The organism is Rhodococcus sp. NyZ502 (genome assembly GCF_041464245.1).
Taxonomy (GTDB): Bacteria; Actinomycetota; Actinomycetes; order Mycobacteriales; family Mycobacteriaceae; genus Rhodococcus_F; species Rhodococcus_F qingshengii.
This window is the reverse complement of the sequence record NZ_CP167155.1, coordinates 1,284,597-1,299,106: the sequence shown is the minus strand read 5'-3', so window position 1 is coordinate 1,299,106 and position 14,510 is coordinate 1,284,597. Positions and strand designations below refer to the sequence as shown.

The following is a 14,510-nucleotide window of genomic DNA, read 5'->3' as shown; positions in this document are numbered from 1 at the left end:
AAAACTATCCCTTCGTTACGGCGTGACGATATTGAAACTGGGATCGAAGGTATCGAGCAACCCTCCCAGCGTCTCGAGCGCTGATTCGTCTCCGTCGAGCGAAATCTTCCCGGCCTTGGCCAGTTCGGCGGCCGCGCCCGGTTGCAGAAGCGCTCCCACGAGTGCCGCCTTCGGGCCCGAGACCGTCAGTTGTGTGTTCGGTGACGCGCCCTTACGTGCATTGAGGACGCCGCGCTTGACCCACGCAGTCCATGCCTCGTCGCCGCGATCGGTGAACACGAAATCGATCCGCAGTTCCGCGTCGGTGGCCTTGTCGCCGATGAGATGTATTGCAACGAAGTCGAAGAGGATGTCGATGGGCATCGCGAGGACACTGTCCTGGCTCGCGGTGACATAGGGGGCGGGCTGGGCGCCTTCACGGAGCTCCAGGGCGGCCGAGAGATAGATCCCACGCCACTGCGGCCCCTCGGCTTGATAACCCATCTGCTCGTAGACGTCGGCTTGCAGATTCCTCGCTTCGGTGTTCTCCGGTTGCGCGAACACCAACTTGTGCAGGATCTCTGCCGCCCATCGGTAGTCCGCGGCGTCGAATGCGCGCTTGCCCTCGTCCAGGATCTTCTGCGCGCCAAGGAGATCGACGAACCTCTTCGCCGATTCGACCGGCGGATGCGGATGAAGCGACACCGGATCGCCGTCCCACATTCCCAGTTCCTTGGTGTACACGGCGCGAACGTCGTGGTGCAAAGTGCCGTGATATCCGCGGTTGTACCACTTGCGCCCGAGTTCGTCCGGTAGTTCGATCACCTCGGCAGCTTCGAGCGGCGTGTACCCCTTGTTCGCGAGACGGAGTGCCTGGTCGTGAATGTACTTGTAAGTGTCCCTTTGCGATTCGATGAACGGCACCAGGTTCTCGTTACCCCACACCGGCCACGTGTGCGGTCCGTAGTGAACAGTCGCGTCGTCTCCCCACCGTTCGAGAGTCTCGTCCAGATACCGCGCGAAGTTCCGAGCGTCGCGAGTGCGCGCACCTCTTAAGGTCTGGATGTTGTGGAGCGAATGATTGGCGTTCTCCGCACAGGTCAGCGCGGCGAGTTCGGGGATCCAGATGTGCATTTCCTCCGGGGCCTCGGTATCCGGCGCGTAGAGGAACTCGAATTCCAGACCGGCTATCTCACGCTTCGTTCCGGTCTCCGTGATGCTGTCAGTGGGGGAAATATACGAGACAAGTGGACCTTTCGTGCTGATCGTGCCGATGCCGCAGGTAACCATCCCTTTGGCATCGAGATCGAGCAATCCACCGAAGGCGTAGAAGGACCGTCTCGCCATGGCATTTCCGGCGACGACGTTTTCCCCGATCGCGAACTTGTCGAACGACGCGATCGTGCCCGGTGCGATGATCGGAACTCGCCCGGACGTCACGTCGTCCAGATCGACGATCCCTTTGACTCCGCCGTAGTGGTCGATGTGGGTGTGCGTGTAGATGATCGCCGAAACTGGCTTATCGCTGACGTGCTCACGAATCATCTTCATACCCTGGCGCGCCGATTCGACCCCCGCCATACAGTCGATGACGATCAGTCCCTCGCCACCTTCGACAACCGTCAAATTTGCCAGGTCGTTGTTCCGTACCTGGTAAAGGCGATCCGTCACCTGATACAGACCACCTCGGCGCATCAGTTGTCCTTGACGCCACAGGCTCGGATTGACTGTCTCCGGCGCGGCAACATCGTCACCGAGGTATGCCATCGCATCGGGATCGAAGACCGTATGCCCGTCATCGGCGACAACCTTGCCCGGCAACGGAGCGATCAATCCTCGATCCGCGTCGGCAAAATCCTGCCGGTCGTCCATGGCATACCGTGCGACTGCCTCGCGATTCGCCGTGACTGTGGCCGGTGTTGCGTCCTTAGGTGTCTGGCACATGGCACTCCCCGCTCGGATACGACGATCTGATACCCCATCATCTGTATCGGTTGGGCACGCGCTTGGAATCACCCGCGCAGGGTGAAGCTCCCACGAACACGCGAGGTGATCAGCCGGGGAGTTCCTCGGAATTCCGAGATGCGAGTGCAATTACCAGGACCGCGATCCCACATCCGGCAACCAGGATCCATCCCGACCTCGATGCCTGCGCGACATCCACCGATGCACTGCCGCCGATGATGCCACCGGCCAGCGCAACACCGAGAGCAGCACCGAATTGGCGTGCACTGGAGGTTATTCCACCAGCAAGCCCCGCCTGCGATCTCGGCAACCCGTTGACGGCGGTGTTGGTGATCGGGGCATTCGAGAATCCGAATCCGATACCGAGGAACAGGTAAGCGGCCAAGAGCATCGGAATCGCCGTGTTGTTGTCGAGCGAGACCAGGCACAGCCCGCCGAGTGTCGTGAAGCTACCAGCAATGAGTAGCGGCCGCCGCGGGCCGAAGCGTCCGACGAGTATTCCGGACAACGGCGCGCAGACCGTTGCCGCAACAGCCATCGGAAGGGTGATCGCGCCGGCCAGTGCCGGACTCATTCCGCGGGAGTGCTGCAAGTAGAACGTGCCGAGCAGTAGCGTCGCGTTCAACGCCACGAACACCACGACAGCGCCGACCACAGCCGACGAGAACGTTCTGCGGCGAAAGAGTGCCAGATCCATCAGTGGCTCGCGCTTGCGTGATTCGACGCGGATGAATGCGGCCAACGCTGCAGCAACAACGACATACCCTGCCGTCGCCGCGGCAGAGAACCATCCGATTCGCGGACCCTCGATCAGAAGGGCGACCGCCCCGCCGACAAGAATCACCAGTAGCAACTGACCGGGAAGGTCGAGACGTCGCGACTGCTGCGCTCGGGACTCCGGTACAAACACAGCAGTCAGGGCGAGCACGGCCAAGATCACCGGCACGTTGATCCAGAAAACCGATCGCCAGCCGAAACTTTCGATGAGCACACCGCCGACGATCGGCCCTGCCGCCATACTCAGGCCGAAGACCGCGGCCCACACCCCGATCGCCTTGGCCCGCTCCTTCGGGTCGGTCATCACGTTGACCACGATCGCCAAGGCAACCGGACTGAGCATCGACCCACCGACGCCTTGGACGATCCGCGCCGCGATCAGCACCTCCACGGACGGAGCGAGTGCGCAGGCAATCGACGCCACCCCGAAAACGACAAGCCCGATCTGAAAGACTCGTCTCCTGCCGAATCGATCGGCCACCGCTCCGGACGAGATCAGCAAGCTGGCCAGGACGAGTGTGTACGCGTTGACGACCCATTCCAGACCACGGGTTCCGACGCGAAATCCCTCACCGATCGTCGGCAGGGCTACGTTGACGATGGTCGTGTCCAACCCGACGACGAACAGGCTCGTGCAGCAGATCGCCAGGATGCCCCATCGCCGCCGTGCATCAAGTCCGATCACTTGCGGTTCGATCCCGCTCGAAGGTTTCATGGTCGGACTCCATCTCTCGAAGTGCTCTGCCGTACTCGACTGTCGAAAGGATCGTTGCTCTCCAGAGTCCGAAGTCGGTAAGAATTTTGCGGAAACTGCAAAGATGGACAGCATGGATGCTGAATTCGAGCAGTTGATCACCGATATCGGACCGAGGCTGCGCACGCTTCGACGCGATCGCGGATTGACTCTCGAGGCGCTGTCCGAGGCCACCGGCGTCTCCGTCAGCGCACTCTCACGCCTCGAATCGGGTAAGCGTCGTCCCACCCTCGATCTGTTGTTGCCGCTTGCCCGAGCGCACCGGGTCGCGCTGGACCAACTCGTCGGCGCCCCCGCTACGGGCGATCCTCGGGTCCATCTCACCCCGAGCCGACGCAAGAACGGCAGTGCCGTCGTTCCGTTGACGCGCTATCCCGGCCGCGTGCAGGTCTTCAAGCAGGTGATCGGTCCGCGTCCACCGAAGCTCGTCACCCACGCCGGCTACGAATGGCTCTACGTCCTCGCCGGGGATCTGCGTCTCATCCTGGGGGCGAACGAGGTTGTCCTGCACCCCGGGGAAGTCGCGGAGTTCGACACTGCCGAGCCCCATTGGTTCGGGCCTGCCGATGAACAGGTGGTGGAGATCTTGCACCTGTTCGGCCCGCAAGGCGAGAAGGCACACGTGCGCACGAAGGTAAAGAACGCTCCTGCCTAAAGCGTGTTTATCGAAAGCTAGTTCACTGCATGTGTTTTCAGTCGGTTCGACAACGTATGAGCATACTCGAGGAGTAGCGTTCCCAACTCGGCATGACGCGCGGGCCGGAAGCGTGTTTCCACTCCGGTCAGGCTCAGCGCCCAGGCCGGGCGACCGTTGCGATCGAACACCGCGGCACCCATCCCCCAGCTTCCCTCGACGATGAGGGCTGGATTGACCGCGTACCCGGTGACACGCGTCGACTCGATTCGCTCACGGAGTGATGCCTCACTGTGGATCTCACCCCATTCCGATTCCAGATTCACTCGGGCGAAATAGTCGTCGACGTCCCGCGTCGGTAGATGGCTCAAGATGGCAAGCCCCGCCGACGCGACCCCCAACGGGAATCGCTTCCCCTCGTGCAGCACGTGAGATCGCAGTGGAAAACTGCCTTCCTGACTCAGGATGCAGACGGTCTCGTCACCTCGGCGTGCCGACAGGAAGGCGCTCTCCCCCGTGACCCGGGCAAGTTCGTCGACGACGTCGCGAGCCCGGTCGGTGATGTCGTACCGATTTCCGGCCGCCGCCCCCAGGAGGTACAACTCCGGGCCGAGAGACCACCGACCGGTTCGTGCGTCACGGTCGACCAGTCCTTCGGCAGCCAGGGACGTGAGCAGTCGGTGCGCAGTGGGCCGAGCGAGGCCGGTGACCTTGCCCAATTCCGTGGTGGAAGTGCCCGTTGGTTCGGACGCGCCGAGGGCTCGCAGAAGTGCAGCCACCCGCGCGACCACGGCCGGCGATTGCCCGTGAGTTGGCATGCAGCCATCCTAGCGTCCATTCAATGAACGAAATTCCTTCAGACGATCAGTAGTCGATCAGTTCTCGGTTGATGTTCGAGATTCCTTGAACCTGTGAACTGGAGATAGTTCACTGGATATCGAAGTGAGTGAGTGTCTACTCAATGAACGCTTGGCAGGGAGAGAACATGACAGCAAAGGTGTACGAGTCCGCAGCGGAGGCGGTCGCCGACATCGTCGACGGCGCAACGCTGGCCGTCGGCGGATTCGGCTTGTGCGGCATCCCCGACGTGTTGATCGACGCGATCGCAGCTACGAGTGCAACCCACCTCGAGGTGTTCTCCAACAACTGCGGCGTCGACGATCACGGTCTCGGAATCTTGCTGAGCGCCGGCCGTATCCGACGAGTGACCGCGTCGTACGTCGGCGAGAACAAGGAGTTCGCCCGGCAGTACCTGGCCGGCGAACTCGAAGTGGAACTGACGCCGCAGGGAACGCTCGCCGAGCGTCTGCGCGCCGGCGGAACCGGAATCCCCGCATTCTTCACACCGGCCGGAGTGGGTAGCCCCATCTCCGACGGCGGAATGCCATGGCGCTACGACGCCGACGGCTCGATCGCTATTGCATCGCCTCCGAAGGAGACTCGTGTCTTCGGAACCAAGCGTTACGTAATGGAAGAGGCGATCAACGCCGACTACGCACTCGTGCACGCTGTTCTCGGAGACACCGACGGCAACCTCGTGTTCGACAAGACCGCGATGAACTTCAACCCGCTCGCCGCGATGGCGGGACGGGTCACCATCGCGCAGGTGGAACGTCTGGTCGAGCCCGGTGAAATCGACCCGGCATCGGTGCATCTACCTGGGGTCTTCGTCCAGCGCGTAGTCCACACCGGCCCTCAGAACAAGCGAATCGAAAAGCGAACCGTCAGCGCTTCGGAAGGAACCTCACGATGACCGCACCAGTGACAGTGACGGGTTGGACGCGCCAGCAGATGGCAGCGCGGGCGGCTGCAGAGATGATCGACGGGGAGTACGTCAATCTCGGAATCGGCCTTCCCACACTGATTCCCGGATACCTGGGCTCGGACGTTCGTGTGGTCCTGCACTCGGAGAACGGAATTCTCGGCACCGGACCGTATCCCACCGAGGACAACGTCGATCCTGACCTCATCAACGCCGGCAAAGAGACCGTGACCGTCAACCCCGGTGCGGCATATTTTGATTCGGCCCTCTCGTTCGGGATGATCCGCGGCGGCCACATCGACACCGCAGTCCTCGGCGGTATGCAGGTGTCGAAGACGGGTGACCTCGCAAACTGGATGGTCCCCGGCAAGATGGTCAAGGGCATGGGCGGCGCAATGGACCTCGTCCACGGTGCCCGGCGTGTCATCGTCGTCATGGAGCACAACGACCGCGACGGCAACCCCAAGATCGTCGACGCGTGCACCCTGCCCCTGACCGGCCAGGGCGTGGTGAATCGGATCATCACCAACCTCGCCGTCATCGACGTGAGCGAAGAAGGTCCACTCGTCCTGCGTGAACTCGCCCCCGATGTCAGCGTCGAAGACGTAGTCGCCGCAACCGGCACCGAACTGAAAGTTGAACTGGCATGACCGACACGACCACTGTGATTGTTGCGGGAGCTCGTACCCCGATGGGTCGACTCCTCGGATCGTTGAAAGACCTCTCCGGGTCCGACCTCGGCGGCATCGCCATCAAAGGCGCCCTCGACAAGTCCTCAGTCGCACCCGAACAAGTCGACTACGTCATCATGGGACAGGTCCTCACCGCCGGCGCCGGCCAGATGCCCGCCCGCCAAGCCGCCGTCGCCGCCGGCATCCCCATGAACGTCCCCGCCCTGAGCATCAACAAAGTGTGCCTCTCCGGCATCGACGCCATCGCCCTCGCCGACCAACTCATCCGCGCCGGCGAATTCGACATCGTCGTCGCCGGCGGGCAGGAATCGATGTCCCGCGCACCCCACATGCTCGAAAAAAGCCGCGAAGGCTTCAAATACGGCGACGTCACCCTCCGCGACCACATGGCCTACGACGGCCTCCACGACATCTTCACCGACCAGGCCATGGGCCTGCTCACCGAACAAGTCAACCAACAAGAAACCGCCCACATCACCCGCGCCGAGCAGGACGCCTTCGCCGCCGCCTCACACCAGAACGCGGCCCGCGCCTGGAAAGACGGCCTCTTCGACAACGAAGTCGTCCCCGTCTCCATCCCCCAACGCAAGGGCGAGCCCATCGTCTTCGCCCAGGACGAAGGCATCCGCGCCGACACCACCACCGAATCCCTCGGCAAACTGCGTCCCGCGTTCAGCAAGGACGGCACCATCACCGCCGGCTCCGCCTCCCCGATCTCCGACGGCGCCGCCGCCGTCGTGGTGATGAGCAAAACCAAAGCCGAAGAACTCGGCCTGACCTGGATCGCGGAAATCGGCGCCCACGGCGTCGTCGCCGGACCCGACTCCACCCTCCAGTCCCAACCCGCCCGGGCCATCGCCAAGGCCTGCGCGAAGGAAGGCATCGACCCCACCGACCTCGACCTCGTCGAAATCAACGAAGCATTCGCCGCCGTCGGGATCGCCTCCACCCGCGAACTCGGCCTCGACCCCGCCAAGGTCAACGTCAACGGCGGCGCCATCGCCGTCGGCCACCCCCTCGGCATGTCCGGCGCCCGCATCGCCCTGCACCTCGCCCTCGAACTGCAACGCCGCGGCGGCGGCATCGGCGCAGCCGCACTCTGCGGCGGCGGCGGACAAGGCGACGCACTCATCGTCCGCGTCCCCAAGGCCTGATTACTTCCTGCTGACCAGACAGGTCGCCGAGCCCTCATCATGCTCGGCGACCTGTCTGTTTCGTGCCGAAGGTTATTGGTGATCGAGCGTCGTCGAGCGGTTACGCAGCAACGTCTCGATCTCCGATCGCCGGTACCTCCGATGCCCGCCAAGCGTTCTCAGAGTGCCGACTTTGCCCTCCCTCGCCCATCTGGACACCGTGGTCCTGTCGACGTGGAACAGTGCTGCAACCTGTTTGGTCGTCAGCCACTCGTCGACAGGTGCTGTGTGCTCTTCTTCTCGGCTCATTGGCAGTCATTCGTAGCTGCCGACTGAAGGGATGGGTCCGACGATGAATTGGCAACCCCTGGCGTGCTGTGAAAGACTCGCTGCAAAACTTTACTATTCCTTGGGGAAATAATGTCGAAGTCGGTAACTCTGATCCGTTCCACGTCACTCTCTTCGGTGGCTGAATATGCCTATGCAGCAACGGCTCCCGCCGATGCACGACTGATCTTCCTGGCCGGATCCTGCCCGTTGAACGAGGACGGCTCCACTGCCGCCATCGGTGACTACGCAGGACAGGCAGCCAAGGCCGTCGACAACCTGAGAACAGCTCTCTCGGACGCGGGCGCGTCCATCACCGACGTGATCAACACCCGCGTCCTGGTGGCGTCGAGCAATCAAGCCGACCTGGTTGCGGCGTGGGAGGTAGTCCGCGACGCGTTCGGTGATCACGACGCCCCGAGCACTCTGATGGGTGTGACCGTTCTCGGTTACGACGATCAACTGGTCGAGATCGAGGCAATCGCGGCCGTCGTCGACTGAACTCGAACCGAACCGGGCGTCCCTACCGAGGATCTTCATGAGCAAGGGCCCGGTAGCCCTTTGCCCCCGCACGATCCACTGCGGCTCGCACAACAGCGAAGATGGCTCCCTGCAGGGCTGCGGCGATCAGGACTTCCTTGCTCGACCTGCTCAAGTCTTTGGGCTCGGGCGCATTCTTGTCGTCACCGATGCGCTTCCACACCTGCTGGAAGACAGCGCCGGCCAAGATGCCGCCCAGGACGCTGGTCGCCAGTGAGAGTGGCTTGTACATCGCTTTCGATACTGCGCTCATTGCGCGGATCCTCCGTGGTTCGATACGTACCGCATGAGCGGGCTGACCGACTCTCACTACCCAGCAGGCGAGGTGTCGAAACATTGCACCGGCAAGGCACGAAGACGACTGTCGCACGTTGTGTTCCACGGGTTTGCCACTTCTCGAGCCGGGTAGGATCGTCTTAGCGAAAGAAGGTTGTGTAAGTCATGGAAAACTACAGAATCGAACTACCGGACGGTACAACGGTGATGGAAGATTTCGTCTCGGATCGCGCCGCAATCGCATACGCGGTCGATCTGAATCACGGTTGTAGCGAGAAAGTCTCGGTATTCCGTATCACCGCCGAGGGAGAAACCATCCCGACTCGGATGTGCCCCAAGCCGAATCCTGGTTCTCGGCGTCGCGCGCGAAGCGTCCGATAGAAGCCGGTCAAGAAGCGTCGAGGCGCGGGAAGAGCGTCTCCCTTGCAAGCAGCAGCAAGGCCGCAGCGACCGGAATCGCCAGCAACGCACCGACAATACCGAGCAACGCTCCACCCAACAGAACCGCGACAACGGTCACCAGTGCCGGGACCGCCACCGTCTTCCCGATGATCTTCGGAACGAGCAGGTAGTCCTCGAGCAGTCGTAACGCAATGAAGAACGCGACTGTCGCCAATGCCGTTGGGACAGAGACTGTCAGGGAGACCAGGGCGACGACAACCCCTGCGATCGTGGAACCGACTATCGGGATCAGATCGAGCAGAGCGACCAGCAGCGCCAGGATCAACGGATACGGCACGTCGAAGATCAACAACCACGCGAAGGTGCACACTGCGGTGATCACGGAGATCAGAACATTGCCGAGGACGTACCCACCCACACCTGCCAGTATCTGATCACCGATGGCGATTGCTCGTGGCCGCCGCGAATGTGGCACCAGCCGATACAGATTCGTGCGGATTCGTGGGTAGTCGATCAAGAAGTACGTCGTCAGTACAGCAACGATTCCAGCGTCGGCGACTGCGCTGAACACCGCCCGCCCCGCTCCGAGCAAACCCGTCGCGAGCGCAGACCCCGAACCGTCCAGTTGGGTGGTGAGGTGCTCCTCGAGGTGATACTTCTCGTCGAGGTCGCTGACGATCGGATACCGGTCACGAATGTGTGTCAGAAGTTCGGGAGCGTGTGATGCGAACTGACGTCCCTGCTCGACCAGCGGGGTGATCGCAGCAACCAGAAACAGCGCCAACATCACTGCAATTCCGAGGAGTACCACGGTGACTGCGATCCAGCGTCGGAAATGTCTCCGCTCAAGCCAGACGATCATCGGTTCGATGCCCACCGCGAGAAACAGCGCGACCACGATCAGGATCAGCATGCCTCGCGCCGCCAGGAGCACTTCGATCACCGCGTACGTCACGGCAACACCGGCCGCCGCGCTCAGACCGATGAAGAACGGTGAACGACGATCGAACCTCGGCCCCGGTTCGCCCAGCGGCCGGACGGGCGTCGCCAATGCTGCGGCTTCACGTTCGGCTTCCGCCATCGGATCTGCAGCTTTGACTTCACTGTCGGAATCCGGTGAGGTGTCCGCGGAACTGGGATCCATTCAAGCCACCTCACGATCCGCGCGACTTCCCGGCACGGGAGTGAGTACCCGTGCCGCGGCCGGATCAACCTCGAGGCTTCTCCGCTCCGCTTCGGGTCAGCGCGAGACCGGTTCCTACCACTCCGATGATCGACACAGCGATGGCGATGCTGGGCCAACCGTCGCTCTGCCAGTAGACGTCGTCGAGAGTGATCAGTAACGCAGCCTCGTCGACGATGAGCCCGAGTGCGATGCCCAACGCGATGCCCATCCATGTTCTTGCGCGAGGGCTTCGGTCTACGAGTCCGAAGATCGCCACCCCGGCCAACAGCAGAATTCCCCATAGATAGTGATGCAGATGAGTGCCACCGGCGCTGATGTCGCCGACGTCCCTGGTGTCGATCTGGATCAACCACGTCACCAGACGTGCTCCGCCGAACGTCAACGTGAAGGCCACCCACGCCAACACCAAACCGCGGCGCGATTCGTCAACCTGATTCCATCTGCGAGGGAATCTGAATCGCTCGGCAGATTTCTCTTCGTCATGGTCTCGAGAAAGCATCCTTCATGTTTACCCGATGCCGCTCAGATCGATAATTTGGGGTAGAGAGACCGAAAACCAGTTGGAGCACAAAAAGCGGTACCCGATCTCCGAAGAGATCGGGTACCGCTTTTTCAGCTACTCGCGCAGTATTGATCAATACCAGACTTTTCGTCCGCCCACTGCGCGCCCGGTAGCACCGAGGATGGACAAAACTGCACCTACGACGACCAAGATGATGCCGACGGTGGTCAGAATGCTCAACCCCGTGAAAAAGCCGATCAACGCCAGAATAATGCCGAGAACAATCATGTGAGAACCTCATCCGGTATGCGTATCAAAATGATCTACTCAACTGACGCTACTACAGAAACTTCACAATCGATAAATCCGATAAATACATTCATAAATGCGAAACTCGTATTACTACCCAATAGTGTCACCGTTAAAACATCAGCCTTTCTCTTATCTCTACGTCATAGTTCCACGTCCTCGATCTTCGCCTCGACCGCCGGCGTGATGTGGCTCAACACGCAGCACCGACGACCGTCTCGCCGCGCGAACACGTCGGTGGTCCACTCGTCGGCGTCGTATTGTCTGCCGCCGTAGTGCGCGGTATTGACGATCCGCGTGGTGAACAGTGCGACGTCACCGAAGAAACGCACGCGAGCGCTCCCGACGCGGTCCATCGCCGAATGAGTCAGGTCGCCCGAGGCCACGAAACCCAGGAACTCCGCTTTGGTCGACACTCCGGATTCCGAGACGATCACCCAGTCGTCTGCCATGAAATCGCCGATCCGTTCGGCGTCGTTCGAGCACATCGCGACGTTCCACTCGTCTGCGACAGCGACCAATGCCGCACTCTCCTGATCCGACATGTCTTCTCCCTCTACCGTCGTCACCCTCGGCGGGTGATGCCCCGACGGCAGGGTTCCCGCAGGGTGGACTTCGAACCGACGTGCACGACGAGAGGGCAGAGATGACAGACACCAGTCGCACCGAGCTTGCAGCTCAGGCGTATATCTACGGATTTCCCCTCGTTTTCAATCTCGACCAGGTCCATCGGTATGTTCACAACGGTGTCGGAGCGAACCCCGCCGCACCTTTCAACACCTTCAGCCACGCCCGCACACTGGCCGGGCCGGCAGACACTTTCGTCACGATCAACAACGACACCGTGTACTCCATGGCGCAGATCGACCTCTCTGTCGGCCCCGTTGCGCTGCACGTCCCCGATACCGATGGCCGTTACTACGTCCTCCAGTTCGTGGACGCCTGGACAAACAATTTCGCTTACGTCGGGCATCGGGCCACCGGCACGAAGAGCGGAGACTTCCTTCTCGTCCCACCCACCTGGACGGGAACCCCGGCGGACCAGACCACGGTGATCAGATTTCCCACGAACATTGCGTCGATCGTGGGCCGCTGGGCATGCGGTGGCGACGACGACCTCCCTGCGGTGCACGCCTTGCAGGACGCCACCACGCTGACCGTCGTCGACTCCACCGGAAACTCGGCGGGTCTCCCAGTGCCCGAACCCGGGGTAAGCCAGGACCTCCTGTTCCTCGAGAAACTCCGCATCTGGTCACAGGCGTTTCCGCCGGCCCCACGCGATCGAGAACTCCAGGATTCCTTCTCCCCGATCGGAATCGACGAGCCCGGGGCCTCTCCCTATAGCTCACGCTCTGCCGCTTCACTCTCTGCCGACGGGGCAGCCGCGTTGGCTGACGGATTGACGATCGGTGAGAAGAACCTGCTCGAGGCCCTCACGAAAGGCTCCAGCCCCGAAGTCAACGGATGGAAGCTCACATTCCACGCCTTCGACTACAACCTCGACTACTTCGAGGTCGGCACAATCGACGATCCACAATTCAAGATCGCCGATCCCAAGTTGCGCATCGTCGAACGCGCCGCGGCTGCCAAGGGCGGGCTGTGGGGCAACCACCCTTACGAAGCGGCGTACATAATGACCTACGTCGACGATCAGGGCGAGCAGTTGAACGGAACTCACACCTACACAATAAGACTCGACCCCACTCCGCCGGTGAGCGCCTTCTGGTCGCTGACGATGTACTCGGTGCCGGACTTCTTCCTCGTGGCGAACCCCGTCGACCGATACTCGATCGGCGACCGCACTCCAGGAATCGTCCACGACGCCGACGGTGCGTTGACGATCACGATCAGCTACGAGGAGCCGAAAGATCCCACGGCGAAGGCAAACTGGCTGCCCGCACCGCGCGGGGATTTCCGACCGGTACTGAGAATGTACGAACCTTCGCCCGCCGTGCTCGATCAGTCCTACGTCGTCCCCGCCATCACTCGCTCGCGAGAATGACGGCTCGCGTCTGACGGCCTGCCTGTGCGGGCCGTCAGACGGACGCAGAATCAGGCGTGCGTGCCGCCGTCGATCCGGATCTCCGTGCCAGTGATGAAGGCACCATCGTCGGATGCCAACATCGCGATAACTCCCGCAACACTTTCCGGCCCGGCCATGGGGGCACCACCGGACTCCAGATCAGTGCTCAGAATCGGTGACAACTTGCCGAAGAGCGACCAGTCGGTGTCTTCCGGCAAGTACGACGCCGTAGTGTCGGTGATCCCGCTCTTCACACTGCCCGGAGCCACCGCGACGGCACGCAGACCCTGCTTGCCGTATTCGAGAGCCAGTGCGTGAGTGAAGGACTGGATTCCTCCCTTACTTGCGGCATACGCGGCCATGTACGGGTGCGCGAAGGCAGCGGAGGTGGAACTGAAATTCACCACGACTGCGTTGCCGGTGGCAAGGAGAGCCGGCAGTGCCTGGCGGGTAACGAGGAAAGTGCCCGTCAAATTCACGGAGAGCACCTGATTCCACAGGTCCAGCGAGGTCTCGTGGGTGTGCCCACCACGCAGTATCCCGGCGGCGTTGACCAGTACGTCCAATCCCCCGAGGGACGAAATCGCCTGACCCACAACCCTGATGACGGAACCCTCGTCACCGATATCGACGACGAGGGTGTCGAGGCGATCCTCCGTCGAAGCATGTTCTGCCGATTTCCGGGTGTTCGCCAAACCCTGCTCGGAGATGTCGGCAGCGACCACGCGGCCACCTTCGGCGAGCAACCGCAGCGCGGTGGCCTGCCCGATTCCAGATCCTGCGCCGGTGACGAGAATACGACGACCTTCGAAACGATTCATTGCTGTGTACCTTTCACGAAAACGAGTTGGCTGGCATTCCAGGCTCGGTGGCGCCGACACTCACAACTCACCCGCGAGAAATCTCAGGTACGGGAAATGCGCAGCACTGCAACAGGTGTGGCACTGCGAAATCTCGGCGAGGCAATGCTCGCCGAAGTGGCGAATGTCAGACGGATCCGGCCGGTGCGGCCAAGGCTCTTTCGATCCAGACAAGACCGGACGGGCGGCGGTCGATCGCCTTACGCCCACGTCGGAAAGTCGCTACGCCGAATCGGGCCGTGCGCAGTGCACGGCCGGAAGCGAGAGAACAGCGGCGTATGGACATCACAGGCACGGTAGCAGCGCCGGCACCACTCGCTCAACCGCGTCGTTTCGAGACCCGAATCATTCAGGTAATCAGATGTCACTTCTGGACAACTCGCTCGACT

The 14,510-nt window shown here is 61.8% G+C and carries 18 protein-coding genes; 7 read left to right on the top strand and 11 right to left on the bottom strand.

Features of this window, described 5'->3' with window-relative positions:
- Window positions 1–15 precede the first annotated feature (15 nt).
- On the bottom strand, window positions 16–1,923 hold the full coding sequence (locus tag ACBG85_RS06035; RefSeq protein WP_063314908.1) for an alkyl/aryl-sulfatase: 1,908 nt from the start codon (window positions 1,921–1,923) through the stop codon (window positions 16–18).
- 109 nt (window positions 1,924–2,032) lie between these two features.
- Window positions 2,033–3,436, bottom strand: coding sequence for an MFS transporter (locus ACBG85_RS06030; protein WP_064443210.1), 1,404 nt, complete (start codon window positions 3,434–3,436; stop codon window positions 2,033–2,035).
- Window positions 3,437–3,548: 112 nt separating this feature from the next.
- Here ACBG85_RS06030 and ACBG85_RS06025 point away from each other — a divergent pair, with 112 nt between their 5' ends.
- Window positions 3,549–4,130 carry a helix-turn-helix domain-containing protein gene (locus ACBG85_RS06025; RefSeq protein WP_372027828.1) on the top strand — a complete coding sequence of 194 codons (582 nt, stop codon included), beginning with the start codon at window positions 3,549–3,551 and terminating at the stop codon, window positions 4,128–4,130.
- 17 nt (window positions 4,131–4,147) lie between these two features.
- Here the strand turns inward: ACBG85_RS06025 and ACBG85_RS06020 are convergent, their stop codons facing one another.
- Entirely contained in the window at window positions 4,148–4,927 is a 780-nt protein-coding gene (locus tag ACBG85_RS06020) for an IclR family transcriptional regulator (RefSeq protein WP_042452404.1), read from the bottom strand.
- Between the two features lie 143 nt (window positions 4,928–5,070).
- Between ACBG85_RS06020 and ACBG85_RS06015 the strand changes: the two genes are divergently transcribed.
- The 3 genes from ACBG85_RS06015 to ACBG85_RS06005 are packed head-to-tail and all read left to right on the top strand — an operon-like array spanning window position 5,071 to window position 7,717.
- A complete protein-coding gene (locus ACBG85_RS06015; protein WP_257216406.1) occupies window positions 5,071–5,862 on the top strand; it encodes a CoA transferase subunit A in 792 nt (263 codons plus the stop codon).
- A complete protein-coding gene (locus tag ACBG85_RS06010; RefSeq protein WP_007726396.1) occupies window positions 5,859–6,521 on the top strand; it encodes a 3-oxoacid CoA-transferase subunit B in 663 nt (220 codons plus the stop codon). The genes ACBG85_RS06015 and ACBG85_RS06010 overlap by 4 nt, the downstream gene beginning before the upstream one ends.
- Entirely contained in the window at window positions 6,518–7,717 is a 1,200-nt protein-coding gene (locus ACBG85_RS06005; protein WP_070160309.1) for an acetyl-CoA C-acetyltransferase, read from the top strand. The genes ACBG85_RS06010 and ACBG85_RS06005 overlap by 4 nt, the downstream gene beginning before the upstream one ends.
- 72 nt (window positions 7,718–7,789) lie before the next feature.
- On the opposite strand, the gene ACBG85_RS06000 is transcribed toward ACBG85_RS06005, so the two are convergent.
- Window positions 7,790–8,005, bottom strand: coding sequence for a BldC family transcriptional regulator (locus ACBG85_RS06000; RefSeq protein WP_003945782.1), 216 nt, complete (start codon window positions 8,003–8,005; stop codon window positions 7,790–7,792).
- A gap of 111 nt (window positions 8,006–8,116) precedes the next feature.
- Here ACBG85_RS06000 and ACBG85_RS05995 point away from each other — a divergent pair, with 111 nt between their 5' ends.
- Window positions 8,117–8,524, top strand: a complete 408-nt coding sequence (locus ACBG85_RS05995) for a RidA family protein (RefSeq protein WP_007734708.1) — start codon at window positions 8,117–8,119, stop codon at window positions 8,522–8,524.
- Between the two features lie 22 nt (window positions 8,525–8,546).
- On the opposite strand, the gene ACBG85_RS05990 is transcribed toward ACBG85_RS05995, so the two are convergent.
- Entirely contained in the window at window positions 8,547–8,816 is a 270-nt protein-coding gene (locus ACBG85_RS05990) for a DUF4235 domain-containing protein (RefSeq protein WP_003945929.1), read from the bottom strand.
- A gap of 188 nt (window positions 8,817–9,004) precedes the next feature.
- Here ACBG85_RS05990 and ACBG85_RS05985 point away from each other — a divergent pair, with 188 nt between their 5' ends.
- Complete coding sequence (locus ACBG85_RS05985; protein ID WP_003945874.1) at window positions 9,005–9,220, top strand: hypothetical protein; 216 nt, start codon at window positions 9,005–9,007, stop codon at window positions 9,218–9,220.
- Between the two features lie 7 nt (window positions 9,221–9,227).
- Here ACBG85_RS05985 and ACBG85_RS05980 read toward each other — a convergent pair whose 3' ends face one another.
- The 4 genes from ACBG85_RS05980 to ACBG85_RS05965 form a co-directional block, all read right to left on the bottom strand.
- A complete protein-coding gene (locus tag ACBG85_RS05980; RefSeq protein ID WP_042453495.1) occupies window positions 9,228–10,385 on the bottom strand; it encodes an AI-2E family transporter in 1,158 nt (385 codons plus the stop codon).
- A gap of 64 nt (window positions 10,386–10,449) precedes the next feature.
- Complete coding sequence (locus ACBG85_RS05975; RefSeq protein WP_003945539.1) at window positions 10,450–10,926, bottom strand: hypothetical protein; 477 nt, start codon at window positions 10,924–10,926, stop codon at window positions 10,450–10,452.
- Window positions 10,927–11,061: 135 nt separating this feature from the next.
- Entirely contained in the window at window positions 11,062–11,217 is a 156-nt protein-coding gene (locus ACBG85_RS05970; RefSeq protein WP_003945564.1) for a DUF6131 family protein, read from the bottom strand.
- 164 nt (window positions 11,218–11,381) lie between these two features.
- On the bottom strand, window positions 11,382–11,783 hold the full coding sequence (locus ACBG85_RS05965; protein WP_165639146.1) for a nuclear transport factor 2 family protein: 402 nt from the start codon (window positions 11,781–11,783) through the stop codon (window positions 11,382–11,384).
- A gap of 101 nt (window positions 11,784–11,884) precedes the next feature.
- Here ACBG85_RS05965 and ACBG85_RS05960 point away from each other — a divergent pair, with 101 nt between their 5' ends.
- Window positions 11,885–13,240 (top strand): DUF1254 domain-containing protein, encoded by a 1,356-nt coding sequence (locus ACBG85_RS05960; protein WP_165639145.1) that lies wholly within the window; start codon window positions 11,885–11,887, stop codon window positions 13,238–13,240.
- Window positions 13,241–13,290: 50 nt separating this feature from the next.
- Here ACBG85_RS05960 and ACBG85_RS05955 read toward each other — a convergent pair whose 3' ends face one another.
- On the bottom strand, window positions 13,291–14,082 hold the full coding sequence (locus ACBG85_RS05955; protein ID WP_007734701.1) for an SDR family NAD(P)-dependent oxidoreductase: 792 nt from the start codon (window positions 14,080–14,082) through the stop codon (window positions 13,291–13,293).
- A 166-nt stretch (window positions 14,083–14,248) separates the two neighbouring features.
- Window positions 14,249–14,407, bottom strand: coding sequence for a hypothetical protein (locus tag ACBG85_RS05950; RefSeq protein ID WP_155419158.1), 159 nt, complete (start codon window positions 14,405–14,407; stop codon window positions 14,249–14,251).
- Window positions 14,408–14,510 lie beyond the last annotated feature (103 nt).

Coding starts and splice junctions, on each gene's coding strand:
- ACBG85_RS06035 (WP_063314908.1), bottom strand. CDS start 1,923: ATGTGCCAGACACCTAAGGACGCAACACCGGCCACAGTCACGGCGAAT.
- ACBG85_RS06030 (WP_064443210.1), bottom strand. CDS start 3,436: ATGAAACCTTCGAGCGGGATCGAACCGCAAGTGATCGGACTTGATGCA.
- ACBG85_RS06025 (WP_372027828.1), top strand. CDS start 3,549: ATGGATGCTGAATTCGAGCAGTTGATCACCGATATCGGACCGAGGCTG.
- ACBG85_RS06020 (WP_042452404.1), bottom strand. CDS start 4,927: ATGCCAACTCACGGGCAATCGCCGGCCGTGGTCGCGCGGGTGGCTGCA.
- ACBG85_RS06015 (WP_257216406.1), top strand. CDS start 5,071: ATGAACGCTTGGCAGGGAGAGAACATGACAGCAAAGGTGTACGAGTCC.
- ACBG85_RS06010 (WP_007726396.1), top strand. CDS start 5,859: ATGACCGCACCAGTGACAGTGACGGGTTGGACGCGCCAGCAGATGGCA.
- ACBG85_RS06005 (WP_070160309.1), top strand. CDS start 6,518: ATGACCGACACGACCACTGTGATTGTTGCGGGAGCTCGTACCCCGATG.
- ACBG85_RS06000 (WP_003945782.1), bottom strand. CDS start 8,005: ATGAGCCGAGAAGAAGAGCACACAGCACCTGTCGACGAGTGGCTGACG.
- ACBG85_RS05995 (WP_007734708.1), top strand. CDS start 8,117: ATGTCGAAGTCGGTAACTCTGATCCGTTCCACGTCACTCTCTTCGGTG.
- ACBG85_RS05990 (WP_003945929.1), bottom strand. CDS start 8,816: ATGAGCGCAGTATCGAAAGCGATGTACAAGCCACTCTCACTGGCGACC.
- ACBG85_RS05985 (WP_003945874.1), top strand. CDS start 9,005: ATGGAAAACTACAGAATCGAACTACCGGACGGTACAACGGTGATGGAA.
- ACBG85_RS05980 (WP_042453495.1), bottom strand. CDS start 10,385: ATGGATCCCAGTTCCGCGGACACCTCACCGGATTCCGACAGTGAAGTC.
- ACBG85_RS05975 (WP_003945539.1), bottom strand. CDS start 10,926: ATGCTTTCTCGAGACCATGACGAAGAGAAATCTGCCGAGCGATTCAGA.
- ACBG85_RS05970 (WP_003945564.1), bottom strand. CDS start 11,217: ATGATTGTTCTCGGCATTATTCTGGCGTTGATCGGCTTTTTCACGGGG.
- ACBG85_RS05965 (WP_165639146.1), bottom strand. CDS start 11,783: ATGTCGGATCAGGAGAGTGCGGCATTGGTCGCTGTCGCAGACGAGTGG.
- ACBG85_RS05960 (WP_165639145.1), top strand. CDS start 11,885: ATGACAGACACCAGTCGCACCGAGCTTGCAGCTCAGGCGTATATCTAC.
- ACBG85_RS05955 (WP_007734701.1), bottom strand. CDS start 14,082: ATGAATCGTTTCGAAGGTCGTCGTATTCTCGTCACCGGCGCAGGATCT.
- ACBG85_RS05950 (WP_155419158.1), bottom strand. CDS start 14,407: ATGTCCATACGCCGCTGTTCTCTCGCTTCCGGCCGTGCACTGCGCACG.